Raw genomic sequence first — 22,911 nt, forward strand, 5'->3', positions numbered from 1 at the left:
GCTGGCGGCCGAGCTGGCCTCGGGTGCGCGGGACCCGGCGGCGGTGGCCCGGCTGCTGGAATCGCGCCGCCTCGCCGCCCCGCCCGTCCGGGACCCGGTGGCGGGGCAGGCGGAGACGGTGCGGCTGGCCTGGCCGCTGGGATGGAATGCGGCACGGCTTGAGCTGCTGCCGCGCGAGGGCGGCGGCGGCCTGGCGCTCGACCTCGCCTGGCGCCAGGGCGGCTGGCAGATCCGCCAGGTGGTGCTGCGGACCGGCGCGGGATGAGGTTGCGGGAGCGGAGGCGGCCCCCGGCGGCGGCAGGCGCGCCGGGGGCACCGCCTCAGAAGCGGTAGCGCAGCGCGGCGCCGACGATCCACGGGTCGAGATCGGCCCGCGCGCCGATGGCGCCGCCATTGACCGAGACATCCGGCCGCAGGAACAGCTTCTTCACGTCCAGGTTGAGGCCCCATTCCGGGGTCAGGGCGTAGTCCACGCCGGCATTCAGCGCCCAGCCCCAGCTGTTCTCGATATCCACCTTGCTCACCGGCGCGGTGCGGCTGCCGCCCTCGCCATAGAACACCGTGTAGTTCACGCCGGCGCCGACATAGGGGCTGAGGCGCGCGGCGGGCAGGGGATGGAATTGCAGGGTGAGGGTGGGCGGCAGCGCCCAGACCCGGCCGAGATCGACATCGCCCAGCGCCGAGCCCTTCACCGTCACATCATGCCGGCTGGTGGCGGCGATCAGGTTCAGCGACAGGTTCGAGGTGAGGAAGTAGGTCAGGTCGAGCTGCGGGGTGAGCGTGTCGGAGGCTTCCGGCTTGCCGCCGATGGCATCGACGCGCCCGCCATTCTGCGGCAGCACGCCGATGGCGCCGAAGCCCACCACCAGATCCCCCGCCTGCTTGCCCCGGAAGCCGGGCAGTTCCTGCATCAGCCCCTGAGCCTGGGCCGGCGCCCCCATCAGGGCGGCGCTCATGGCGGCGCCCAGCAGCGCGCCGCACGTCATCTTGTTCACGACCAACCTCTCGTTCCAGGCGGCGCGGGCGCCGCCGGAAACGGGAGTAGGCCGATGTGCCGCACGATTCCTTGATCTGGATCATTCGGCGATCCGGGTCAGTCGGCGGTGATGCCGGCGGTCTGGATCACCTGCCGCCAGCGGCCGATCTCCTCGCGCTGGAAGCGGCCGTATTCCTCCGGCTTGTTGGCCACCACGTCGAGCCCGATCTGCTCCAGGCGCGGCTTCACCTCGGGGTGGTTCAGCGCCTCCATCACCGCGGTGGCGATGCGGCCGCGCAGCGCCTCGGGCATGTTGCCCGGCGCCATCACCGCCTGCCAGGAGGTGACGACGAAATCGGCCATCCCCGTCTCGGCGGCGGTGGGCACGTCGGGCAGGACGGGGTGGCGCTTCGCGCCCGTCACCATCAGCGCGCGCAGCCGGCCGGACTGGATGTGGCCGGCCACCGTGCCGAGATTCTGGAAGGACATCTGCACATTGCCGGCGATCAGGTCGGTCGCCGCCGCGGCGCCGCCGCGATAGGGCACATGCGCCACGTCGGTGCCGGTGCGCTGCTTGAACAGCTCGGTCGTCATCTGGTCGGAGGAGCCGACGCCGCTGGTGGAGTAGCTCGCCTTGCGCGGGTTGGCCTTCAGCCAGGCCACCAGCTCGGCCACGGTCTTCGCCGGCACCTTCTCGGGGTTCACCACCAGCACGTTCGGCGTGGTGACGGCCAGCGTGATGGGGGTGAAGTCCTTCACCGGGTCATAGCCCAGCTCCGGGCGCAGCGCGGCGTTGATGGCATAGACGCCGATCGAGCCCACCATCAGCGTGTGGCCGTCCGGCTCGGCGCGGGCCAGCAGGCGGCCGGCCACCTCGCCATTGGCGCCGGCCCGGTTCTCCACCACCACGGGCTGGCCGATGGTCTGGCTCATCCGGTTGGCGATGGCGCGCGCCACGATGTCGGACGGACCGCCGGCGACGAAGGGCACCAGCATGGTGACGGGCCGGTTCGGCCAGGCCGGCTGGCCGGAGCTTTGGGCGAGGGCGGCGGTGCTGGCCAGCAGCGGCAGGCCGCCCATCAGGGCGGCGAAGGTACGGCGGTTCATGGACGTTCTCCGGCACTGTCTTGCTTGTTCCCGTACGATGACATGATGGCGTGCCTCCTGGCCAGGGGGCATGGGCCTCTTTCACCCGGCCGGGCGCAGCCTCGGCGGCCGCCACCCCCGGTCATGGCGTCGCGCGCCGCATCCCGGCCTGCGGCACCACGTCTTGCCGCCGCGGAAGGCTGCGGATAAGCCGTGGCATCCGCAGCCGGCAGGACGATTCCATGGCGACCGACCTCGACATCGCGCGGGCCGCGCGGCTCCTTCCCATCCAGGAGATCGCCGCGCGTGCCGGCATCCCCGAGACGGCGCTGGAGCCCTATGGCCGGCACAAGGCGAAGGTCGGGCTGGATTTCGTCGCCGAGCAGGAGCGCATGTCGGCGCCGCGCGGCGCGCTGGTGCTGGTCACCGGCATCAGCCCCACCGCCGCCGGCGAGGGCAAGACCACCACCACCATCGGCCTCGGCGACGCGCTGAACAGCCTCGGCACGAAGGCGATGATCGCGCTGCGCGAGCCCTCGCTCGGGCCGTGCTTCGGGGTGAAGGGCGGCGCCACGGGCGGCGGCCGCGCGCAGGTGGCGCCGATGGAGGAGATCAACCTCCACTTCACCGGCGACTTCCACGCCATCACCTCCGCCAACAACCTGCTGGCGGCGATGCTGGACAACCACCTCTATTGGGGCAACGAGCTGGGGCTCGATGCGCGCCGCATCTCCTGGCGCCGCGCGCTCGACATGAACGACCGCGCGCTGCGCTCGATCAACGCGGCGCTCGGCGGCGTGCCGAACGGCTTTCCCCGGGAGGACGGGTTCGACATCACCGTCGCCTCCGAGGTGATGGCGGTGTTCTGCCTCTCGAAGGACCTGGCGGAGCTGCAGCAGCGGCTGGGCCGCATCATCGTCGGCCAGACGCGGGACGGGCGGAACGTCACTGCGCACGACCTGAAGGCCGACGGCGCCATGGCCGCCCTGCTGCGCGACGCGCTGGCGCCCAACCTGGTGCAGACGCTGGAGGGCAGCCCGGCGCTGGTGCATGGCGGGCCCTTCGCCAACATCGCGCATGGCTGCAACAGCGTCATCGCCACGCGGCTGGCGCTGCGGCTGGCCGATGTGGTCGTCACCGAGGCGGGCTTCGGCGCCGATCTGGGCGCCGAGAAGTTCCTCGACATCAAGTGCCGCAGCGCCGGCCTCGCGCCCTCCGCCTGCGTGGTGGTGGCCACGGCGCGGGCGCTGAAGATGCATGGCGGCGTGGCGAAGTCGGCCCTCGGCGCGGAGGATGTGGCGGCGGTCACGCGCGGCGCGGCCAATCTGCGGCGGCATGTGCAGAACATGCAGAAATTCGGCCTGCCCGTGGTGGTGGCGCTGAACCGCTTCACCAGCGACACCGACGCCGAGATCGCGGCGGTGCAGGCGGCGGTGCGGCCGCTCGGCGTCGAGGCCATCCTCTGCACCCACTGGGCCGACGGCGCCGCCGGCGCGGCCGACCTCGCCCGCGCCGTGCAGGCGCTCATCGCCGGTGGCACCGCCAGCTTCGAGCCGCTCTACAACGACCACATGTCGCTGCAGGGCAAGATCGAGACAGTGGCGCGCGAGATCTACCACGCCGCCAGCGTCAGCGTGCCGCCGCCCGTCGCCGCGAGGCTGCGGCGCTTCGAGGAGCAGGGCTTCGGCCATGTGCCCGTCTGCATCGCCAAGACGCAGTATTCCTTCAGCGCCGACCCGGCGATGCTGGGCGCGCCGGAGGGGCATGTGCTGCCGCTGCGCGAGGTGCGGCTCTCGGCCGGCGCCGGCTTCGTCGTGGCGATCTGCGGCGAGATCATGACCATGCCCGGCCTGCCGCGCCGCCCCGCCGCGGAAGGCATCGGCCTCGATGCCGAGGGGCGGATCGAGGGGCTGTTCTGAGCCGGCGGCGGGCGCGGTGAGCGGCGACGCGGCCCTGCTGCGCCAGGCCGCCGCGCGCCACGCCGCCGGCGCGCTGGATGAGGCGGAGGCGCTCTACACCCGCCTCCTGGCCCGCAGCCCGCGCGATGCCAACGCGCTGAACCTGCTCGGCACGCTGCACCGGCAGCGCGGCGACCTGCCCCGCGCCATCGGCCTGATCCGCCGCGCCGTGGCGCTGCGGCCGGAGGCGCCGGTGTTCCTGGCCTCGCTGGGCGGCGCGCTGGCCGAGGCGGGGCAGCTGGAGCCGGCGGTGGCGGCGCTGCGCGCGGCGCTGGCGCGGCGGCCGGACGACGCGGTGGCGCTGCGCAACCTGGGGCAGGCGCTGTGCGGGCTGGGGCAGGCGCGGGCGGCGCTGGCGCCGCTGCGCCAGGCGGTGGCGCTGGCGCCGGAGGCCGCCGAGACGAAGCTGGCCCTGGCCCATGCCTGCCGCGAGGCTGGCGCCCTGCCCGAGGCCATCCGCATGGCCGAGGCGGCGCTGGCGCACCACGACCCGGACGTGGTGGGGCAGGCGCGCTTCCTGCTGGCGGCGCTGGGCCGCGCGCCGGCGCCGGCGCGCGCCCCCGCCGCCTATGTGCGCGACCTGTTCGACCAGTACGCGCCGCGCTTCGCGGCGGACCTCACCGGCCGGCTGGGCTACCGCACCCCGGCCGCCCTGGCGGCGCTGCTGCGCGACTCGGGGCTGGCGCCGGAGCCGGTAGAGGGCGCGCTCGACCTCGGCTGCGGCACCGGCCTGTCCGGCCTGGCGCTCGCGCCCTTCGCGCGGCGGCTGGAGGGGCTGGACCTCTCGCCCCGGATGCTGGCCGAGGCGGCGCGCCAGGGCTGCTACGCCGCCCTGCACGAGGCGGACCTGCTGGACTTCCTGCCCCGCCACCCCGCCGCCTGGGACCTGATCGCCGCCGCCGACGTGCTGAACTACCTGGGCGACCTCGGCCCCGCTTTGGCGGCGCTGCGGGCGGCGCTGCGGCCGGGCGGGCTGGCGCTGTTCAGCGTCGAGCTGGCCGAGGGGGAGGCGGGCGGGGAGGGGCCCTACGCGCTCGGCCCCGGGCTGCGCTACCGCCACGCCCTGCCGGCGCTGCGCGCCACCTGCGCCGCCGCCGGCCTGGCCGGCGTGGCGGAGCGGCGGGACGTGCTGCGCCAGGAGCAGGGCGCGCCGGTCGACGGGGTGCTGATGCTGCTCCGCCGCACCTGACCGGCGGAGTTGAACGGCGCCCCCGCCCCTCAAGCCCCTGTTAACTTCCTGCACCGCAGATTGAGCCACCGTCACCACCGACGGTGACAGGGGACGAGACCGGCCCCGCCAGCAGGAGCAAGACCGGAATGTGTTGAAGCCCCGCACCCATGGGCGCGGCATCGGCGGCTTTCGCCTGCGGCCCGGAGCTTTCCCCTCACATGCCCGGTGCCATCCGCCCGGGTTCCGAAGGACCGCTGTTCATGTCCACGCTTGTGCTCGAACTGCGCCAGGGCGACCTGCTGGTCGTCAACGGCGCCCCGCTGCGCTTCCGCAACCGCGCCCGGGTGGAGCTGACCAGCCGCGCGCGGTTCCTCTTCGGCAAGCAGATCATGACTCCCGAGGCCGCCGACACCCCGGCCAAACGCATCTACTTCGCGCTGCAGACCGCCTATATCGGCAATGAGGAGGAGCGCGAGCGCGGCCTGGAGCTGGCACGCGATCTGATCGCCGAATTCCAGAGCATCACCACCTCCGCCCTGGTGCGCGAGATGCTGGAAAGCGCCCTGGTCCTGGCCCAGCAGGACGAGTGCTACCAGTCGCTGAAGCTGGTCCGCCGGGTGATGCAGCATGAGGATGCCGTGTTGCGCGCCGCCGCCGAGCCACCCACCCGCGCCCATCCCGTGCCGCCATCCGGCGAAGGGGCGGGAGCCATGGCGTGATGCCGCTCGGCCAGACGATCGCCACGGGGGGCGCATCCCTGGCGGAAAGCCGCGCGGCCGAGGCCGAGGCCTTCCGCGCGGCGGTGTCCCGACTGCGCCAGGCGCGGGCGGGCGGGGCCGGCCGGCGCGCCGCGGCGGTGCGTGCCACGCGCCGGCTCTGGCAGGCCGTGCTGCTGGCGGTGTGCAGCCCGGCCTGCCCTTTGCCGGATGCCCTGCGGGACGGCTTCGGCCTGCTCGGCAGCGCCGTGCTGCGGGAGCTGGAGCGGGAGCAGCCCGACCTGGACTTCCTGATCATGGTCAATGAGCAGGTCGTGGCGGGCCTCGCCACCTATCACTGAGCACGCCTCCGCGGGCATGCAGCCCAGCCCGCCCGGAGGGGTCTCAGCCCGCCTGCCAGCGCAGCCGCCGCAGCAGCCACTCGCGGTAGGCCAGCACGGCATCGGCGGCGGGGCAGAGCGGCGCGATGGTGGCGCGCGCCTCGGCGCCCACCAGGGCGGGGGCCGTGGTCTCCGCCGGCTGCTTCGCCTCATCCTCCTGCCAGAGCAGGGCGGCGCGCCGCCACGCGGCGACGACATCGGCCGAGGTGAGGCCGGGCAGCATCAGCGCCGCGCGCAGCCGCAGCGCCGCGAAGCCCGCCTGTGCCGCCGCCAGCGGCGCCGGGCGGATGGCGGGCAGGGCGCTGGCCGCCGGCAGCTCCGGGTTCTCCCGCCGGCCGGGCGTGTCCAGCTCCAGCCAGGGGGTCAGGCCCTGGCGGCGCGCCTGGGCGGCGGCGGCGGGAGCGGCGATCACCATGGCATCGGCCACGCCCTGGGCCAGGGCAGCGGCCGCCTCGCCGCCGGCGATGCCGAACACCGGGATGGCGGGCTGCCCGAGCAGGTCCAGCGCCAGCAGGGCGGCCGCCTCCGGCGCGTCGGGGCCCGGCAGCGCCAGCCGCAGCGGCCGCGCGGCGGTGGGCGCGAGGACGCCCCGCCCGGCCAGCACCGCCCCCTGCCAGGAGACGCAGAGCGGCAGCCAGCCCTCGGGCTGGAACTGGGCGCGGCTTTCCCCCACCAGCCGGGCATGCGCGGCCAGGCCGGGCAGCACGAGCAGGGTGCGGCCGTCGCCCGCCTCCAGCGTGGCGAAGCGGTTGGCGGCGGTGACGCCGTCCGGCCCGCCCAGCGTGACGGTGCGCAGCGCCACGGCGTGCGGCAGGCCGCGCGCCAGCCCCGCCGCCACCCCGCGCGCCCATTGCGCCGCCGCGCCGCCCTCGGGGCCGGGCAGCAGCAGGGTGGCGCTGTCCGGGGCCAGGGAAGCGGGAACCGGAGAGGCGGGAGCCAGGGCGGCGGCGCCCGGCTGGGGCTGGGCGCGCAGCGGCGGGGCCAGGGCCGGCATCAGCGCCGCCGCGCCGGCCAGCCGCAGCCAGGCCCGGCGGCCGCGCGGCGCGCCGCCCTGTGACGGTGCCGGGAAGGGGGAGTGGATGCCGCGCCCCGCCATGCCGCTCAGTCGTCGTAGGTGGCCAGGGTCTCGACCGGCACGTCGACGCGGGCGCGGCCGTTGAGGAAGCGCAGCTCGATCAGCGTCGCCGCCGCCGGCACCTCGGCGCCGGCCTTGCGCAGCAGCTGGATGGCGGCGGCCATGGTGCCGCCGGTGGCCAGCAGGTCGTCCAGCAGCACCACCCGCTCGCCGGGGCGCAGCGCATCGGCCTGCATCTCGATGCGGTCCTTGCCGTATTCGAGGTCGTAATCATAGCCGATGGTGGCGCCCGGCAGCTTGCGCGGCTTGCGCAGCATGATGAAGCCGAGACCGAGCTCCAGCGCCATCGGCGCCGCCATCAGGAAGCCGCGGCTCTCGATGCCGGCCAGCAGGGTCGGCCGGTAGGGGCGGATGATCTCGGCCAGCCGGTCCATCGCCCCGCGCCAGGCCGGGCCGTCCCGCAGCAGGGTGGAGATGTCGTAGAACAGGATGCCCGGCTTCGGGAAATCCGGCACGCCGCGGATATGCGCCTTCAGGTCGAAATCCTGGGTGCCCGAGGAAGTGCCCGAGGAAGCGCCGGAGGCGGGGGTGAGGCCGTTGTCAGGCATCGGGGTCTTTCAGTCAGCAGGAGGGGGCGGGCTGGGTGGCCCGGCCGGTCGCGGCGGAGACTAGGCGCCCCGGCCCGCCGCTGCAACGCAAGCCGCATGACGGGATGCTGCCGGGGCCGCCGGATCGAGGCTTGGCGAAGCGGCGGCGGCCTGCCAAGAGCAGATTCATGCCGCGCATCCTTCTGGCCTGCCTCGCGGGCTTCTGTTTCCTCGCCCTCTACCTGGTCGTGGTGCTGCGCATCGCCGACTGGATGCTGGGCCTGCACTGGGCGCTGCAGGTGCCCTTCTTCGTGCTGGCCGGCCTCGCCTGGGTGTTTCCCATCCGCGCCCTGATGTTCTGGGCAGCGCGGCGGCCGCGCTGAGGCGGGCAACGGCCGCGCGGCGGCCGCGCTGAGGCAGGCGGCGGCCGGGAGAAGGCCCCGGGCGGACAGCGCCGCCCGGGAGACTGAGCCTGCGGCGCCGGTCAGAAGGCGCGGCTGAGCGTCACCATCGCCCGCGCGTCACACAGCTTGGTGCCGGCGAAGCACTCGGCCTTGGAGAGGTTGGTGTCGTAGTAGCCGACCGTCAGGGCGAAGCCCGCCACCACCTCGCGCGACAGCGCGACGGACCAGTTGGCGTAGTCCGGCGCGCCGTAGCGCGGGTTCTTGTCGATCCACTGGTAGCCGTAGCGGCCGGCCAGGGTGACATCGAGCGGCAGGCTGACATCGGCGCCGCCCTCCAGGTAGATGGCCGAGCCGGCCTCGAAGTAGAAATCGGGCGAGTAGGCCAGGGCGCCGACGAACTTCACCGCGTCCAGCGTGTAGCTCGCCTTCGCGACCGCCTCGAAGTAGTTGTACTCGTAGCTGCCATCGGGCTTGTCGTAGCCCGGATAGGTGTAGAACACCCCGCCCAGATCCAGGTTCACCGGGCCGAGTTCGAAGCGGTAGCCGGCCAGCAGGTCCAGCTCCTGCCGCGCATTGCTGCCGGGGAAGGTGACGTTGCTGGCGAAGGCGCCGGCATAGAGGCCCGTCTCGTGCTGCACGTCGAGGGTGAGCGAGGCGGCCGGCCGGTTGCGCGTCTGCGAGATGCCGCGGAACAGGTAGTCCGAGGCAATGGCGGGCGTGGCCGTCACGGTCAGGCCGGCGCTCTCGATCGTGGTCTGCGCGGCGGCGGGCAGGCTCAGCGGCAGGATGCCCAAGGCGAGGGCAGCGGCGGAGGCCAAAGGAGACTTCATGGGCAGGTTCCCTCCAGCCGGAAGCCTCGTGCTTCCGGTGGTAACCGATGCCTTAGCAAAATGTGTGCAACTTTGATGACGTCGGCGCCGCCCTGCGGCGGAATCGGAAAGCCCCGCCTGCCGCCTCCCGGATAGGAGGGGCAGGCGGGGCTTTCCCCGGCCGGATCATTTGGTCGGAGCGAGAGGATTCGAACCTCCGGCCCCTGCGTCCCGAACACAGTGCTCTACCAGGCTGAGCTACGCTCCGTCGTTCCGGCCGGCGCGTCCTCTCGGGCACGGCGCGGCGTATAGCGGCAGGCGCGGGTGCCAGCAAGGGCGCCCGGACCGTGGCGGAGAAGAAAAAGTCACTTTTCTGCCGCGCCGGTCATGCTGTGATGCGCGCGGGACCGACGACGGAGGGACACAGGACATGCGGATGAGACAGGCAGGGCTGGCCTGCGCGGCGCTGGCGGTGGCGGCGCTGGCGGGCGCCTGGCAGGCCGCTCCGGCCCTGGCCCAGGCGGGCGTCGCCAGCGGCACGGCAGGCGATGTGGTGGCCGAGCGCAAGGCCGGGCTGAAGCAGATGGCCGGGCATCTGGAGGCCATCAAGGGCATCCTCGATTCGCGCGGGGCGCTGGAGCCGGTGGCCGGCCGCGCCACGGAGATGCAGCGCTTCTTCGAGAGCTTCCCCGCCCGCTTCCCGCCCGGCAGCGACACGGGCGACACCCGTGCCCTGCCCGCCGTGTGGTCGGACCGCGCCGGGTTCGAGCGCGCCAGCGCCAACATGGTGGCCGCCCTCGGCAAGCTGCGCGACGCGGCGGCCGCGGGCGATGCCGGCGCCACCGCCACGGCCTTCCGCGAGGCGGGCGGCACCTGCGGCGCCTGCCACCGCAACTACCGCGCCCGCTGAAGGCGGCGCGGGAGGGCGCTTCCCCGGCGCCCGCCCTTAGCCGAGGCCAGCGATGAGCCAGACCGCCGCCACGGCCAGCGCCAGCAGCAGCGCGCCCCGCAGCGGCGGGGCGATGCGCGGCGCCGTGGCGGCCAGGGGCGCGGGCAGCCACTTGCTGCCGGTCAGCATCGGCCGCACCAGATCCTGCCCCTTCACCAGCGCGTAGAGGCCGACCACCAGCACGTGCAGCGCCGCCAGCGCCAGGATCACGTTGAAGTTGCGGATGTGCAGGAAGGTCATCCAGTCGCTGACGGCGGCGGGGGCGTGCGCCGCGAGCGGGCCGCGGGTAAGGATCAGGTCGTCGGCGAAGAGGCCGCTCACCGCCTGCAGCAGCAGCACGGCCAGCAGCGCCAGCACCATCCAGCCGCCGGCGGCGTTGTGGCCCAGCTCGGTGTCCGGCGCGCGCCGGAAGAGGTGGCGCAGATGCGACAGCGCCGCCAGCGGCGAGCGCAGGAAGCGCGAGAAGCGTGCCGTGTCCGACCCCACCACGCCCCAGCCGGCACGGAACAGCAGCAGCGCCAGGATGGCGTAGCCGCTGGTCATGTGCAGATCCATCCGCCCCGTCTCCGCCGTCCACCAGGACAGGCCGAGCAGGCCGACGATCAGCCAATGGGTCAGCCGCACCCAGCCATCCCACACCTGCACGCGAATCCGTGTCTCGTTGCGCATCGCAGCCTTGCTCCCGTGGCCTGTGGCGGGGCAGCATTCAGCAATTCGCCGGTCCCTCCCCGCAAGGGGGCCGGGAGAGGGGCGGCGCCCCGGCTGCGGGAAGAATGCGGGATCGCCAGGTGATGCGAGCATGACGGATCGGACACGCCTGTCCCTGCTGGGGGTGGCGGGGGCCGCGCTGGGCGGCGGCCTGGCCGGGTGGCTCATGGTCGCCGCGCCCTCGTCCGGCCCGTCATGGCCCGCCGCCTGGTTCGCCCCGCCGGCGCCCCTGTCCGGCGCGGCCCCGGCCCCGGCGGCCGCCCCGCAGGTTGCCGCCGAGACGACGCCGCGCTTCGACATCGCCCGCATCGGCGCGCGGGGCACCGCCGTGGTGGCCGGGCGCGCCGCGCCGGGCGCCGAGGTGGTGCTGCTGCGGGATGACGGGCACGAGCTGGGCCGCGCCCGCGCCGATGCCCGGGGCGAATGGGTGATCCTGCCCGCCGAGGCGCTGCCGCCCGGGCCGCACGAGCTGAGCCTCGCCGCCCGCACCGCCCAGGGGGCGCTGCACCGGGGCGGGGAGGCCCTGCTGGTCCTGGTGCCGGCGCCGGAGGCGGGCGGTGGCGCCGCGCCGGAGGGGCCGCTGGCGGTGCTGCTGCCGCCGGCCGGCGGAGCCGCGCCACGGCTGCTGCAGGCGGCGGGGCCTGCCGCCCGGCCGGCGGCGCCCCCGGCGGGCCGCGCGCTGGCGCTGGATGTGGTGGATTACGACGATGATGGCGGGCTGCGCTTCGCCGGCAGCGCGCCGGCCGGCAGCCATCTGCGCCTCTACATCGACCAGGGCCATGCCGGCGACACGCGCGCCGACACCGAGGGCCGCTGGGCGCTGCGGCCCGCGACCCAGGCCGCGCCCGGCCTGCACACGCTGCGGCTGGACCAGCTCGGCCCGCAGGGGCAGGTGGCGGCGCGGCTGGAGCTGCCCTTCCAGCGCGATGCGGCAGGGCCGGCGGAGGGCCGCATCGTGGTGCAGCCGGGCCACAACCTCTGGCGCATCGCCCGCGCAACCTATGGCCGCGGCACCCGCTACACCATTATCTACCGTGCGAACCAGGAGCAGATCCGCGACCCGGGGCGCATCTATCCCGGCCAGGTCTTCACCCTGCCGCCCTCGTGAGCGGCAGGGCAGGGCGGACGGGGCGTCAGCGGTCAGGGATTGTTTGCGCTTCCCCGACGGACCATAACCAGGGGCATCATGGCGCTTATTGAAAGCCTTCGCTTGGTCCTGGCCCCGCCGCATCCGGCTGGCCGGCCCTTCATCATCGGTGGCGCGGCCGTTGCCGTGGTCGGGGGCCTGTTGTTGGGCTCCTGGCTGTTCTGGCTCGGTGTCGCCTTCACCCTGTTCTGCCTCTACTTCTTCCGGGACCCGGAACGGGTGACGCCGGACCGGCCGGTCTTCGTCGCCCCCGCCGATGGCCGGGTGGTGAGCGTGGCGCCCGCCGTGCCGCCGGCCGAACTCGGCCTCGGCGCCACGCCGCGCTGGCGCGTGGCGATCTTCCTCTCGGTGCTCGACGTGCACGTCAACCGCAGCCCGGTCGATGGCGTCGTCACCCGCATCGCCTACCGGCACGGCAAGTTCCTCAACGCCAGCCTGGACAAGGCCAGCGACGACAATGAGCGCAACGCCCTGGCGATCCGCCTGCCGGGCGGGCAGGAGATCGCGGTGGTGCAGATCGCCGGGCTGATCGCCCGCCGCATCCTCTGCAACGTGCGCGAGGGCGACCAGCTCCGCGCCGGCGAGCGCTTCGGCATCATCCGCTTCGGCAGCCGCACCGACCTCTACCTGCCGGAAGGCGTGAAGCCGGTGGTGACCGAAGGCCAGCTGATGATCGGCGGCGAGACGGTGATCGCCGAGTTGGCGCCCGCCCCCAACCCCGCGGCGGCCATGGCGCCGGGCACGGTCCTCTGATGGACGAGGCCCCCCGGCACCCCGCCCCGTCCTCCTCCTCGCGGCGCTTCCGCTTCGCCGCGCGCCAGCGGCCGCGTTTTCAGGGCCAGTCCTTCAACCGGCTGATCCCGAACATCCTGACCCTGCTCGGCCTCTGCGCCGGGCTGATGGCGATGCGCTTCGCGCTGGAGGCGCGGTGGGAGCCCGCGGCGGGCCTCATCATCCTGGCCGGCGCGATCGACGGCCTGGACGGGCGGCTCGCCCGCCTGCTCAAGGCCACCAGCCGCTTCGGCGCCGAGTTCGACAGCCTGGCCGATTTCCTCTCCTTCGGCGTAGCGCCGGCCATGGTGCTCTACCTTTGGACCATGCACGAGTATCGCGGCCTCGGCTTCGTGCCCTGCGTGATGTTCGCCGTCTGCATGTCGCTGCGGCTGGCGCGCTTCAACGCGGCGCTGGACGCGGGGCCGATGCCGCTGCCGGGGCCCCCGCCCAAGCCCGCCTACGCGCAGAGCTTCTTCACCGGCGTGCCGGCGCCGGCCGGCGCGCTGCTCGGCATGTTCCCCATCTTCGCCGCGCTGGCCTTCGAGGGCTGGGGCTGGACGGGGCTGGCCGGCGCGGTGCGGCACCCGGCCTTCGTCGGGCTGCTGCTGATCGCGGTGGCGCTGATGCTGGTCAGCACCCTGCCCACCTGGTCGTTCAAGAACTTCAAGGTGCGGCGCGAATACGTGCTGCCGCTGCTGCTCTCCATCGGCGCCTATGCCGCGCTGCTGGTTAGCGAGCCCTGGGCGGCGCTGGCGGCGGCCGGGCTGATCTACTGCGGCATGCTGCCCTTCTCCTTCCGCTCCTACCTGCGGCTGAAGCGGGAGACGGAGGCGCTGATGCAGCCGCTGCCGCCCCCTTCGGGCGGGACCTCCACCCCCGCACCATGAGCGGGCAGGGCGCAGGCCTCGGCGGCCTGGCTCTGCCCCTGCCGGGCGGCGGCACCGCCCGGCTGCGCGGCGGCCCCTTCGCCGCCTGCCCTGCGGAGGGCTTCGCCCTCTGCCTCGATGGCGGAGCCGCCAACCGCCGGCGTGCCACCCTCCTCCTCCCGATTCCCGATTTCGGCGTGCCGGACGACCTGCCGGCGCTGCGCGCGGCGCTCGCCGCCACCCTGGCGGCGCTGCGGGCGGGTGAGGCGGTCTATGTCGGCTGCCGCGCCGGGCTGGGGCGCACCGGCCTGGTGCTGGGCTGCCTCGCCCGCCGCAGCGGCGTGACGGAGGAGCCGGTGGCCTTCATCCGCCGGCACTACCACCCCGGCGCCATCGAGACGGCGGCGCAGGAGGCCTTCCTGCGGGAGGCCTCGCTGGATGGCTGAACCACGCCCCGGCCACCGGCCGAAGCCTGGCTGGGCGATGCGCGTGCTGCCGCCCTACCGCCCCCCGCCCGCACCGGCCAATGACCGGCGGCCTCCGGGCCGCGGCGGACGGTGGCGGTTCCTGGCCTGGCTGCTGGTGCTGCTGGCCGTGCTGTTCCTTATCAAGGTTTTCTTCACTCCCGGCTCCTAGGCTGAGACTTCAAAGATCACGCGCTCGTGAGGTGTGTGTTTTGAAGGGTTTGGCTAACATTCCTAACCAATAGGTTGATGAATGCCGGGGGATTTTCGAATGCTTGCTGCCTCGCCGCCTCGCCGTGCCCTGCTGCGCGCCGTCCTGGGGAGCCTTGCCCTGGGCAGCAGCGCGAGCCTGCTGGCAGGCTGTGCGGCCCCGTTCGGGCAGCAGGCGCGGGGCACCCCGGCCGAGGCCATCGCCACCGGGGGATCGGCCGTGCTCTACAATGGCCAGGGCGGGCGCGGCGCGGCGGTGGGCTTCGGCACCCGGCATGTGCTGACCTGCGCGCATCTGCTGGAGGCCGGGGCCACGGGCGCGCGCCTCCGCCGCGCCGATGGCGCGGAGACCGAGGCCGCGCTGGCCGGCCGCAGCGCGCGGATGGACCTTGCCGTGCTGTGCGTGCCGCCCGGCTTCCTGGCCGCCGCGCCGCGCGCCGCCGAGCTGCCGCGCGAGGGGGAGGCGGTGTGGGCCGCCGGCGCGCCGGGCTTCGGCCCCGCCATCGCGCACGGGCATGTCGAGGCGCCGGATGCCGAGATGCCGGGCTTCGGCCGTGGCTTCACCGCCCGCATGCCGGCCCTGCTGGGCTATTCGGGCGGCCCGGTGGTGGATGCCTCGGGGCGGCTCATGGGCCTCACCGCCGCCCTGCCCAACCCCGGGGCGGCCGGCGCCCTGGCCCTGCTGACCGGCGCGGACCTGGACGGGCTGGCGCGGCGCGACCGGCAGGTCTTCGTGCTCGGCATCCGCCGGGCGGAGGCGGAGGCACTGCGCCTGCTCGGCCGCACGGCCGCTTGAGCGGCACCCATCGCCGCCGATTCCCCTGGACTTGGCCACCCCGCGCGCAGCATCGTTGTCGTAACAACCAAGGCGGGCCGTGCCGTCTTCCCCTGGCGGCGCCAGCCCGCATGCCAAGGGAACCCCGCCATGACGATTGCGAACATCCTGCGCGGCAAGGGCTCACAGGTGGTCTCCGTCGGGCCGCAGGACGATGCCGCGGCCGTCGCGCGCACCCTGGCGCAGCACCGCATCGGCGCCGTGCTGGTGCGGGACGCGCAGGGCGGCGTGCTCGGCATCCTCAGCGAGCGTGACATCGTCCGTGCCCTGGCCGGCCAGCCGGAGGGAATCGGCCGGCTGCAGGCCGACCAGCTCATGACCCGCGTGCTGCACACCATCTCGCCCGAGACGCCGATCACCGCCGCCCTTTCCATGATGACCGACCGCCGCGTGCGCCACCTGCCGGTGCTGGACGGGGCGGGCGCCCTGGTCGGCATGGTCTCGATCGGCGATCTGGTGAAGGCGCGCATCGCCGAGGCGGAACAGGAGGCGAGCGACCTGCGCAACTACGTCACCTCCGGGGGCTGAGCGGCGGGGCGGCTGAGCGGCGGGGCGGCGCCGCGCTGCACAGAAGGCGGTCAGGAACCGCCCAGGAACTGCGCGGAAGCCGCCCTCCGGCGCGCCCCTGCGCGACGGCGGAGGTCCGAAACACCCTTGCAAGGCTTTCGCGGGCGCGACGATGATGCCCGCCAAGCAAAACAGGCAGGGGTCTGGGTTCATGAACATCCACCGGCGTTCCCTTCTCGCGGCCGGCGCCGCCGGCGCGCTGCTGCCGCTCGCCGGGCGGGAGGCCCTGGCGCAGGCGCGCTGGCAACTGGCCACGCCCTATCCGGACGGCAACTTCCACACCCGCAACCTGCGGCAGTTCGTCGAGGCGGCGCAGCAGGCCTCGGGCGGCGCGCTGCAGATCCAGATGCACACCAACGCCGCGCTGCTGAAGATGCCGGAGATCCGCCGCGGCATTCAGACCGGCCAGGTGCAGATGGGCGAGATCCTGATCTCGGCCTATGGCAACGAGGACCCGTTCTTCGAGGTGGACGGCATCCCGCAGCTCGTCACCTCCTATGAGCAGGCGCGCAAGCTGGCCGACCTCTCCCGCCCCTACATCGAGGCACGGCTGAAGCGCACCGGCATCACGCTGCTCTACATGGTGCCGTGGCCGCCCTCGGGCTTCTACACCAACTTCCCGGTGGATTCGATCGAGGCGCTGCGCGGCAACAAGATGCGCACCTTCAGCGCCGCCACCAACCGATTCGCCACGCTGGTCGGCGCCACGCCGACCCTGGTGCAGGCGGCCGAGGTGCCGCAGGCCTTCGCCACCGGCGTGGTCAACAGCATGGTCACCTCCGCCGCCACCGGCGTCGATGTGCAGGCCTGGGACTTCGCCAAATTCTTCACGCCGATCGGCTTCACCTGGACCAAGAACGCGGTGATGGTGCAGACCCGCGCGCTGGAGGCGCTGCCCGAGGCGGCGCGCAAGGCGGTGCTGGACGGCGCGAAGGCGGCCGAGACGCGCGGCTGGGAGATGTCGGCCGCCGAGCAGGTGGCGCGCGAGAAGATCCTGGCCGAGCGCGGCATGACGGTGAACCAGCCTTCCGCCGCGCTGCGCGAGGGCATGGCCAAGGTCTCCGAGACCATGGTGCAGGAGTGGCTCGCCAAGGCCGGCGAGGATGGCAAGAAGCTGATCGACGCCTACCGCGCGGCCTGAGGCCGCGCCCGCCGCGCCGCCGCCGCCCGGAAGGCCCCCGCCAGGGGCCTTCGCCCGGGCGGCGGCCTGCCCCGCCGCAATCGCCGAACCCGAGAGGCCACGCATGCGCGCCCTGCGATCCGTGCTCGACTTCCTGTATCTGCTGGGCGGGGTGGGGGGCGCGCTGGCGCTCACCGCCATCGCCCTCGTCATCGCCGCCCAGGTGGGCGGGCGCTTCCTCGGCCTGACGGTGGCGGGGGCGGACGACCTGACCTCCTTCGCCGTGGCCGCCTCCGCGCTGCTGCCGCTGGCCTATGCCTTCCGCCATGGCGCGCATATCCGCGTGGACCTGATCATCGGCCGGCTGCGGGGCCGGGCGCAATTCCTGCTGGAGGCGGTGGCGCTGCTGCTGGCGCTGGCCATCGTGCTGGCGCTGGGCTGGGCGCTCTCCGACCTCGCCACCGATTCGCTGGAGTTCGACGACGTGGCGCAGGGCACCGTGCCCTGGAAGCTGTGGATTCCGCAGGCCCTCTCGGCGGTGGGGGTGGTGCTGTTCGCCCTCTCCCTGCTGGACGACCTGGTGGTGCACCTGGCCGGCGGCACGCCCTCCTACCGCCGCGCCGGCGAGGGCTCGGCGCTGGACCGCGCGGCGGAGGAACTCTGATGGATCTCGCGCAGACCGAGGCGGGGCTGCTGCTGCTGGCCCTGCTGTTCCTGTTCCTCGGCCTCGGCGTCTGGATCGGCCTGGCGCTGATGCTGGTGGGCTTCTGCGGCGTCGTCGTGCTGCCCTGGCTGATTCCCGCCATGCCGGCCATGCCGGTGGAGAAGGTGATGGGCACCGCCATCTGGCAGGCCATGGCCTCCTGGACGCTGGCCGCCCTGCCGCTGTTCATCTGGATGGGCGAGATCCTGTTCCGCACCAAGCTGTCGGAGGACATGTTCCGCGGCCTCGCCCCCTGGGTGCAGCGCCTGCCGGGGCGGCTGATGCATGTGAACGTCATCGGCTGCGCCATCTTTGCCGCCGTCTCCGGCTCCTCCGCCGCCACCGCCGCGACCATCGGCAAGATGTCGCTGCCGGCGCTGGCGCAGCGGCGCTACCACCTGCCCATGGCCATGGGCAGCCTGGCCGGCGCCGGCACGCTCGGCCTGCTGATCCCGCCCTCGATCGTGATGATCGTCTATGGCGTGGCGGCCGAGGTCTCGGTGGTGCGGCTGTTCATCGCCGGCGTGCTGCCGGGGCTGCTGCTGGTGGCGCTGTTCAGCGGCTACATCGCCGTCTGGTCGCTGCTGCACCCGGAGCTGACGCCGCCGCGCGACCCCTCCATGCCGCTGCGCCAGAAGCTGCGGGAAAGCGCCCAGCTCGTGCCGGTGATGCTGCTCATCGGCTTTGTCATGAGCAGCATCTATTTCGGCTGGGCCACGGCGACGGAGGCGGCGGTGTTCGGCGTCGTCGGCGCGCTGGCGCTCTCGGCCTGGGGCGGCACGCTGAGCTGGGCCTCGCTGCGCGACAGCCTGATGGGCGCCACGCGCCTTGCCTGCATGATCAACCTGATCCTGGCCGGCGCCGCCTTCCTGACCCAGGCCATGGCCTATTCCGGCATTCCCGCCGCCATGGGCGCCTGGGTGGGCGAGCAGGGCTTCAGCCCGGGCATGATCATCCTGGTGCTGACGGTGATCTACCTGATCCTCGGCTGCTTCATCGACGGCATCAGCATGATCGTGCTCACCGCCTCGGTGGTGCTGCCGGTGATCTCGGCGGCGCAGTTCGACATGGTGTGGTTCGGCATCTTCATCGTGCTGGTGGTCGAGATGGCGCAGATCACGCCGCCGGTGGGCTTCAACCTCTTCGTCATCCAGGGGCTGACGGGGCAGGGCATCTTCGCCGTGGCGCGGGCGACGCTGCCCTTCTTCCTGCTGATGGTGGTGGCGGTCGCCATCGTCACCGTCTTCCCCGGCATCGTCACCTGGCTGCCGCGCACCATGCTCTCCGGCTGATCCTGGCGGAGGCCGGGCCAGAGTGGCGGCACAACCTTTCTCCCTGCCCGGCGTTGTTGCGAACGCAGACAGGGAGAACTCCGATGAGATTACATGTGATGGGTGCCGCCGCTCTGGCCCTGGCGCTGGCCGCCTGCGGCACGGATGAGCGCGAGCGGGTACAGGGCGGCGCGGCCGCCGGTGCCGCCACCGGGGCCGGCGTGGGCGCGCTGGGCGGCCCGGTGGGCGCGGCGGTGGGTGCGGTGGTCGGCGGTGGCGCCGGCGCCGTGACGGGCGCCACCACCTCTCCCTCCGACGTCAATCTCGGCCGCCCGCTGTGGCGCGATCCGGAGGTGCGCACGCCGCTCGACGAGACCAACCGCCGCGGCAGCAGCCGCAGTTCCTCCCGTGGCAGCCGCGCCAACAGCGACGGCGCCTATATGGGCGGTGGCATGGTGGTGGAGCCGGGTGGCACCCCCGCCAACCCGCGTCCCGCCAGCAGCACGGGCAACACCGGCAGCGGCATGAGCGGCTCCGGCATGGGCGGCTCAGGCATGAGCGGCACGGGCACCAGCAGCACCAGCAGCACCGGCAGCGGCATGAGCGGCTCGGGCACGGGCAGCACGGGCATGGGCGGCTCCGGCGGCGCCGCGACCACCACGACGGGCGGCGGCACCACCAGCGGCGGCGCCATGTCCAGCCCGACGCCGGTCAGCCCGGCGCCGCGCACCTCGCCCTGAGGGAAACGGCCGGAGGCAGCCTTTCCGAGGCAGCCTCCGGCCAGGGTGCCCGGCCCGGCCGGGCCGGGCTCATGCCTGATCCGCAGGCTCCGGCCAGCCGCCACGGCCGAAGCGCTGCACCTCCAGCAGGTAGCCCGCCGGATCGCGGAAGAAGAAGTGCTCCACGCCATAGGCTTCCGACCAGGCGGGCGCTTCGCCCACCTCCACACCCCGCGCCTTCAGCAGGGCGTGGCATTCCGCGACCCGGGGGGTGACGAAGGTGATCACCACGCCGCCCTCCGCCCGCGGTTCGTCCCCGGCCCGGGGGGCACGGGCGCGGCAGACTCCCAGGAAGGCCCGCGGCGCGTCGGCGCCGCCCGCCACCGCGTAGATGCGGCAGCGCCCCTGGTCCTGCACCAGCGGCAGTTGCAGGACAGTCTCGTAGAAATGCCAGCTGGCCTCGGGCTGCTCGGTATAGACGAAGGTGATCTGTTGGCCGAGGCCAGGCAGGGCGGTGCGCATGGCGCGATCCTGCCCCGCCACGGCCAGCCCGACAATGGGAGGCACGTCCTCCTTCCGCAGCAGGAGGCACCATGAAGCCGCCCATCCCCGTCCACGAGCCGCTCTGGGTGAAGGAGTTCAAGGCCTTCATCATGCGCGGCAACGTTGTCGACCTCGCGGTCGGCATCGTCATCGGCGCGGCCTTCACCGGAATCGTCAACTCCCTGGTGCAGGACCTGATCAACCCGCTGATCGGCCTGATGATCGGCGGCGTCGACTTCTCCAACGTCTTCGTCGTGCTGAGCGGCGAGCGCGGCCCCTCGCTGGAGGCGACGCGGCAGAGCGGCGCGGCGGTGCTGGCCATCGGCCTGTTCATCAACGCCATCATCCGCTTCCTCATCGTGGCGATGGCGATCTTCTGGCTGCTGCGCATGCTCACCCGACTGCGCGTGCGGCACAGGGAGGAGCAGAGCGCGCCGCCCGCGCCCACCACGCAGGAGAAGCTGCTGATGGAAATCCGCGACGCGCTGGTGTCGGGGCGCGGGGCCACCCAGGCCGCGCCGCCCCCGGCCGGCCCTGCACCGCGCCCTTCCTGAGGCCGCGGCGTGGTCGCCCAGGGCGGTGAGGGATGCTAGGATGACGGACATGCGCTTCAACCATCCCCCCTCCCTCGAGGACCTCCAGGACATGGCGGAGACCGCCTTCGCCGCCATCCCGCAGGCGCTGCGCGAGGCGGTGCGGGGCGTCGCCATCCTGGTCGAGGACGTGCCCGACGAGGAGACGCTGGAGGCGATGGACCTCCAGCACCCCTGGGAGCTGACCGGCCTCTACCGCGGCACGCCGCTGACCGAGAAGACCAGCCTCGGCGTGGCCGCCGAGCCGGACATGATCCTGCTCTACCGCGAGCCCATCCTGGTGGAATGGATCGAGACCGGGGAGGATCTGTTCCGGCTGGTGCGCAACGTGCTGATCCACGAGATCGGCCACCATTTCGGCTTCTCCGACGAGGAGATCGCCCGGCTGGAAGGCGAGGGCTGAGGCTCCGGCCCCTTCCGCTCAGCCCGCCAGCGCCCGGGCCACCGCTTCGCGCAACTCCGGCAGCACGGCCTGCTCGAACCAGGGCCTGGCATCGGCCCAGACCTTGGTCCGCCAGGAGGGGTGGGGCAGCACGGCCAGCCCGCGGGGCCGCAGCGCCGCCTGGTCCCGCACCGTCTCGCCGAAGCGCGAGGCCGCGGCCCGGCCCAGCACCGCCCGCACCGCATGCGCCCCCACCAGCAGGGTGAGCCGGACCTGGCGCATCGGCGGAATCAGGCGGGGGTGCCAGAGCGGCGCGCATTCCGGGCGCGGCGGCGCGTCGCCGCCCCGGGGCAGGCGGCCGGGGTAGCACAGCCCCATCGGCACGATCGCCACCCGCGCGCCATCGTCGAAGGTTGGGCGGTCGATGCCCATCCAGCCGCGCAGCCGCTCGCCCGAGGCGTCGTTCCAGGGCAGGCCGGTGACGTGCACCCGGCTGCTCGGCGCCTGGCTGATGATCAGCACCCGCGCCGTCTCGCCCACCCGGAAGACGGGGCGCGGCCCCAGCGGCAGGGCGGCGGCGCAGAGGGTGCAGGCGCGCGCGGCGGCGGCGGCTTCCTCCAGGGTCAGGGCGCGTGCTCCGCCAGCAGCGCCGCCACGAAGGCGGGCACCAGCGCCGTGGCCGGCCCGTGCCGCGCCTCGTCGAACAGGCGGCTGCCGGCGCTGGGCTCGAGGTTCAGCTCCACCGTGCGCGCCCGGCCGCGCAGTGCCGCCACGAACCCCGCCGCCGGATAGACCTGCCCCGAGGTGCCGATGGAGAGGAACAGCCGGCACCCCGCCATCGCCGCCTCGATCCGCTCCATGCCGAGCGGCACCTCGCCAAACCACACCACATCCGGCCGCATCCCGCCGGCCTCGCCGCAGCCGGGGCAGGGGGTTTCCGTGGACAGGTCGCCGGCCCAGGGCCGGGTGGCGCCGCAGCGCAGGCAGCGGGCATGGCCCAGCCGGCCATGTATGTGCAGCAGGGAGGGGGCGTCCTCTCCCATGGCGCGGTCATGCAGGTCGTCGACGTTCTGGGTGACGAGCAGGAAGGGCGCCGGCCAGCGCGCGGCCAGCCGGGCCAGCGCGTCATGCGCGGCGTTGGGCCGGATGGCGGGGTCGCGCAACTGGGCGCGGCGCATGTTGTAGAAGGCATGCACCCGCGCCGGGTCGTGCGCGAAGGCCTCCGGCGTGGCGACATCCTCGATGCGGTGGCGGGCCCAGAGCCCGTCCGGATCGCGGAAGGTGGCGAGGCCGGATTCGGCGGAGATGCCGGCGCCGGTCAGGATGATGAGGGGCGGTGCGGACATGGGCGAGGCTTCCCGCGGCGCGGGGCCGCGGTCAAGCGCCGGCTTCGGGCGCCGCCGCCGCCGCCACCACCGCCCTGGCCCGCGCCGCCCTCAGTGCTGGTGGCCGCCGCCGCTCCGCCCCGGGCTGGCGCCCGCCGCCGCCACCGCCAGCTCGACGGTGATGCGGCCGGCCCGCTCGAAGACGAGGGTGACGGGCACGCGGTCATCCTTCCGCAGCGCCTGCTTCAGCCCGATCAGCATCAGGTGGTAGCCGCCGGGGGCAAGCTGCACCTCGGCACCGGGCGCGATCTCGATGCCCTCGACGGGGCGCATGCGCATCACCCCGCCTTCGTGGATGTGGGTGTGGATCTCCACCGCGCGGGCGATGTCGGCACTGCCGCCCACCAGCCGGTCGGGCGTGGTGCCGGTGTTGCGCAGGGTCATGAAGCCGGCGCCGGTGATGTTGGCCGGCGCGGCGCGGCTCCAGGGATGGCCGATCTCGATATCCCCGAGCGTGTAGCTGTGGGCGGCGGCGGGGCGGGCAAGGGTGGTGCAGAGGCTCAGGCCCGGCAG

The 22,911-nt window shown here is 73.8% G+C and carries 30 protein-coding genes and 1 tRNA gene; 20 read left to right on the forward strand and 11 right to left on the reverse strand.

Annotation, left to right across the window (positions count from 1 at the left end; genetic code table 11):
* Positions 1-265 (forward strand): hypothetical protein (locus tag ACZJYS_RS11535; protein ID WP_493178142.1); only part of this gene is annotated, 265 nt, incomplete at its 5' end.
* A 55-nt stretch (positions 266-320) separates the two neighbouring features.
* On the opposite strand, the gene ACZJYS_RS11540 is transcribed toward ACZJYS_RS11535, so the two are convergent.
* Positions 321-986 carry an OmpW/AlkL family protein gene (locus ACZJYS_RS11540; RefSeq protein ID WP_109516410.1) on the reverse strand — a complete coding sequence of 222 codons (666 nt, stop codon included), beginning with the start codon at positions 984-986 and terminating at the stop codon, positions 321-323.
* Between the two features lie 107 nt (positions 987-1,093).
* Positions 1,094-2,083, reverse strand: coding sequence for a Bug family tripartite tricarboxylate transporter substrate binding protein (locus ACZJYS_RS11545; RefSeq protein WP_109516251.1), 990 nt, complete (start codon positions 2,081-2,083; stop codon positions 1,094-1,096).
* 221 nt (positions 2,084-2,304) lie between these two features.
* Here ACZJYS_RS11545 and ACZJYS_RS11550 point away from each other — a divergent pair, with 221 nt between their 5' ends.
* The 4 genes from ACZJYS_RS11550 (at position 2,305) to ACZJYS_RS11565 (ending at position 6,248) form a co-directional block, all read left to right on the forward strand.
* Positions 2,305-3,981: a formate--tetrahydrofolate ligase gene (locus ACZJYS_RS11550; RefSeq protein WP_493178146.1), complete on the forward strand. Its 1,677-nt coding sequence runs from the start codon at positions 2,305-2,307 to the stop codon at positions 3,979-3,981.
* A 16-nt stretch (positions 3,982-3,997) separates the two neighbouring features.
* Positions 3,998-5,209, forward strand: coding sequence for a class I SAM-dependent DNA methyltransferase (locus ACZJYS_RS11555; protein ID WP_493178148.1), 1,212 nt, complete (start codon positions 3,998-4,000; stop codon positions 5,207-5,209).
* A 242-nt stretch (positions 5,210-5,451) separates the two neighbouring features.
* Entirely contained in the window at positions 5,452-5,910 is a 459-nt protein-coding gene (locus ACZJYS_RS11560; RefSeq protein WP_109516248.1) for a flagellar biosynthesis repressor FlbT, read from the forward strand.
* Positions 5,910-6,248 (forward strand): flagellar biosynthesis regulator FlaF, encoded by a 339-nt coding sequence (locus tag ACZJYS_RS11565; RefSeq protein ID WP_109516247.1) that lies wholly within the window; start codon positions 5,910-5,912, stop codon positions 6,246-6,248. Before ACZJYS_RS11560 ends, ACZJYS_RS11565 begins: the two co-directional genes overlap by 1 nt.
* A gap of 43 nt (positions 6,249-6,291) precedes the next feature.
* Here ACZJYS_RS11565 and ACZJYS_RS11570 read toward each other — a convergent pair whose 3' ends face one another.
* Together ACZJYS_RS11570 and ACZJYS_RS11575 are read right to left on the reverse strand one after the other, a co-directional pair.
* The gene (locus ACZJYS_RS11570; protein ID WP_493178151.1) at positions 6,292-7,383 is read right to left on the reverse strand and encodes a hypothetical protein; all 1,092 of its coding nucleotides are present in this window, start codon (positions 7,381-7,383) and stop codon (positions 6,292-6,294) included.
* A 5-nt stretch (positions 7,384-7,388) separates the two neighbouring features.
* A complete protein-coding gene (locus ACZJYS_RS11575; protein ID WP_109516245.1) occupies positions 7,389-7,970 on the reverse strand; it encodes an adenine phosphoribosyltransferase in 582 nt (193 codons plus the stop codon).
* Positions 7,971-8,137: 167 nt separating this feature from the next.
* Here ACZJYS_RS11575 and ACZJYS_RS11580 point away from each other — a divergent pair, with 167 nt between their 5' ends.
* Positions 8,138-8,332, forward strand: coding sequence for a DUF2842 domain-containing protein (locus ACZJYS_RS11580; RefSeq protein WP_181378033.1), 195 nt, complete (start codon positions 8,138-8,140; stop codon positions 8,330-8,332).
* Positions 8,333-8,433: 101 nt separating this feature from the next.
* On the opposite strand, the gene ACZJYS_RS11585 is transcribed toward ACZJYS_RS11580, so the two are convergent.
* Together ACZJYS_RS11585 and ACZJYS_RS11590 are read right to left on the reverse strand one after the other, a co-directional pair.
* Positions 8,434-9,183, reverse strand: coding sequence for a TorF family putative porin (locus tag ACZJYS_RS11585; RefSeq protein ID WP_493178156.1), 750 nt, complete (start codon positions 9,181-9,183; stop codon positions 8,434-8,436).
* A 170-nt stretch (positions 9,184-9,353) separates the two neighbouring features.
* Positions 9,354-9,430, reverse strand: a tRNA-Pro gene (locus ACZJYS_RS11590).
* A 162-nt stretch (positions 9,431-9,592) separates the two neighbouring features.
* Here ACZJYS_RS11590 and ACZJYS_RS11595 point away from each other — a divergent pair.
* Complete coding sequence (locus ACZJYS_RS11595) at positions 9,593-10,072, forward strand: c-type cytochrome (RefSeq protein WP_493178160.1); 480 nt, start codon at positions 9,593-9,595, stop codon at positions 10,070-10,072.
* Positions 10,073-10,108: 36 nt separating this feature from the next.
* Here ACZJYS_RS11595 and ACZJYS_RS11600 read toward each other — a convergent pair whose 3' ends face one another.
* Positions 10,109-10,780 carry a cytochrome b/b6 domain-containing protein gene (locus ACZJYS_RS11600; protein ID WP_379633182.1) on the reverse strand — a complete coding sequence of 224 codons (672 nt, stop codon included), beginning with the start codon at positions 10,778-10,780 and terminating at the stop codon, positions 10,109-10,111.
* A gap of 130 nt (positions 10,781-10,910) precedes the next feature.
* Here ACZJYS_RS11600 and ACZJYS_RS11605 point away from each other — a divergent pair, with 130 nt between their 5' ends.
* The 11 genes from ACZJYS_RS11605 (at position 10,911) to ACZJYS_RS11655 (ending at position 19,516) form a co-directional block, all read left to right on the forward strand.
* Positions 10,911-11,927 carry a LysM peptidoglycan-binding domain-containing protein gene (locus ACZJYS_RS11605; RefSeq protein ID WP_493178165.1) on the forward strand — a complete coding sequence of 339 codons (1,017 nt, stop codon included), beginning with the start codon at positions 10,911-10,913 and terminating at the stop codon, positions 11,925-11,927.
* Between the two features lie 78 nt (positions 11,928-12,005).
* Entirely contained in the window at positions 12,006-12,719 is a 714-nt protein-coding gene (locus ACZJYS_RS11610) for a phosphatidylserine decarboxylase (RefSeq protein WP_493178168.1), read from the forward strand.
* Entirely contained in the window at positions 12,719-13,627 is a 909-nt protein-coding gene (locus ACZJYS_RS11615) for a CDP-alcohol phosphatidyltransferase family protein (protein WP_109516238.1), read from the forward strand. The genes ACZJYS_RS11610 and ACZJYS_RS11615 overlap by 1 nt, the downstream gene beginning before the upstream one ends.
* Positions 13,624-14,052, forward strand: a complete 429-nt coding sequence (locus tag ACZJYS_RS11620; protein WP_493178172.1) for a protein-tyrosine phosphatase family protein — start codon at positions 13,624-13,626, stop codon at positions 14,050-14,052. The genes ACZJYS_RS11615 and ACZJYS_RS11620 overlap by 4 nt, the downstream gene beginning before the upstream one ends.
* Positions 14,045-14,242: a hypothetical protein gene (locus ACZJYS_RS11625; RefSeq protein WP_493178175.1), complete on the forward strand. Its 198-nt coding sequence runs from the start codon at positions 14,045-14,047 to the stop codon at positions 14,240-14,242. Before ACZJYS_RS11620 ends, ACZJYS_RS11625 begins: the two co-directional genes overlap by 8 nt.
* A gap of 99 nt (positions 14,243-14,341) precedes the next feature.
* Complete coding sequence (locus tag ACZJYS_RS11630; RefSeq protein ID WP_493178178.1) at positions 14,342-15,076, forward strand: S1 family peptidase; 735 nt, start codon at positions 14,342-14,344, stop codon at positions 15,074-15,076.
* A gap of 129 nt (positions 15,077-15,205) precedes the next feature.
* On the forward strand, positions 15,206-15,643 hold the full coding sequence (locus ACZJYS_RS11635) for a CBS domain-containing protein (protein WP_493178180.1): 438 nt from the start codon (positions 15,206-15,208) through the stop codon (positions 15,641-15,643).
* 190 nt (positions 15,644-15,833) lie between these two features.
* Positions 15,834-16,823 (forward strand): TRAP transporter substrate-binding protein, encoded by a 990-nt coding sequence (locus tag ACZJYS_RS11640; RefSeq protein WP_379633194.1) that lies wholly within the window; start codon positions 15,834-15,836, stop codon positions 16,821-16,823.
* 103 nt (positions 16,824-16,926) lie between these two features.
* Positions 16,927-17,466 carry a TRAP transporter small permease gene (locus ACZJYS_RS11645; RefSeq protein WP_493178183.1) on the forward strand — a complete coding sequence of 180 codons (540 nt, stop codon included), beginning with the start codon at positions 16,927-16,929 and terminating at the stop codon, positions 17,464-17,466.
* Positions 17,466-18,797: a TRAP transporter large permease gene (locus ACZJYS_RS11650; RefSeq protein ID WP_493178184.1), complete on the forward strand. Its 1,332-nt coding sequence runs from the start codon at positions 17,466-17,468 to the stop codon at positions 18,795-18,797. The genes ACZJYS_RS11645 and ACZJYS_RS11650 overlap by 1 nt, the downstream gene beginning before the upstream one ends.
* A 98-nt stretch (positions 18,798-18,895) precedes the next feature.
* Positions 18,896-19,516 carry a YMGG-like glycine zipper-containing protein gene (locus tag ACZJYS_RS11655; RefSeq protein WP_493178186.1) on the forward strand — a complete coding sequence of 207 codons (621 nt, stop codon included), beginning with the start codon at positions 18,896-18,898 and terminating at the stop codon, positions 19,514-19,516.
* A gap of 69 nt (positions 19,517-19,585) precedes the next feature.
* Here the strand turns inward: ACZJYS_RS11655 and ACZJYS_RS11660 are convergent, their stop codons facing one another.
* Positions 19,586-20,062, reverse strand: coding sequence for a VOC family protein (locus ACZJYS_RS11660; RefSeq protein WP_493178187.1), 477 nt, complete (start codon positions 20,060-20,062; stop codon positions 19,586-19,588).
* 26 nt (positions 20,063-20,088) lie between these two features.
* Here ACZJYS_RS11660 and mscL point away from each other — a divergent pair, with 26 nt between their 5' ends.
* Both mscL and ACZJYS_RS11670 read left to right on the forward strand, forming a co-directional pair.
* Positions 20,089-20,592, forward strand: coding sequence for a large conductance mechanosensitive channel protein MscL (gene mscL, locus ACZJYS_RS11665; RefSeq protein WP_493178190.1), 504 nt, complete (start codon positions 20,089-20,091; stop codon positions 20,590-20,592).
* 49 nt (positions 20,593-20,641) lie between these two features.
* Positions 20,642-21,034 (forward strand): metallopeptidase family protein, encoded by a 393-nt coding sequence (locus ACZJYS_RS11670; protein ID WP_109516230.1) that lies wholly within the window; start codon positions 20,642-20,644, stop codon positions 21,032-21,034.
* 18 nt (positions 21,035-21,052) lie between these two features.
* Here the strand turns inward: ACZJYS_RS11670 and ACZJYS_RS11675 are convergent, their stop codons facing one another.
* The 3 genes from ACZJYS_RS11675 to ACZJYS_RS11685 all read right to left on the reverse strand — a co-directional run.
* A complete protein-coding gene (locus ACZJYS_RS11675) occupies positions 21,053-21,535 on the reverse strand; it encodes a uracil-DNA glycosylase family protein (RefSeq protein WP_493178198.1) in 483 nt (160 codons plus the stop codon).
* Positions 21,536-21,636: 101 nt separating this feature from the next.
* Positions 21,637-22,359 (reverse strand): NAD-dependent deacylase, encoded by a 723-nt coding sequence (locus ACZJYS_RS11680; RefSeq protein WP_493178200.1) that lies wholly within the window; start codon positions 22,357-22,359, stop codon positions 21,637-21,639.
* Between the two features lie 90 nt (positions 22,360-22,449).
* Positions 22,450-22,911 (reverse strand): copper chaperone PCu(A)C (locus tag ACZJYS_RS11685; RefSeq protein WP_493178202.1); only part of this gene is annotated, 462 nt, incomplete at its 5' end.

Source organism: Roseomonas sp. TS2 (assembly GCF_058833935.1).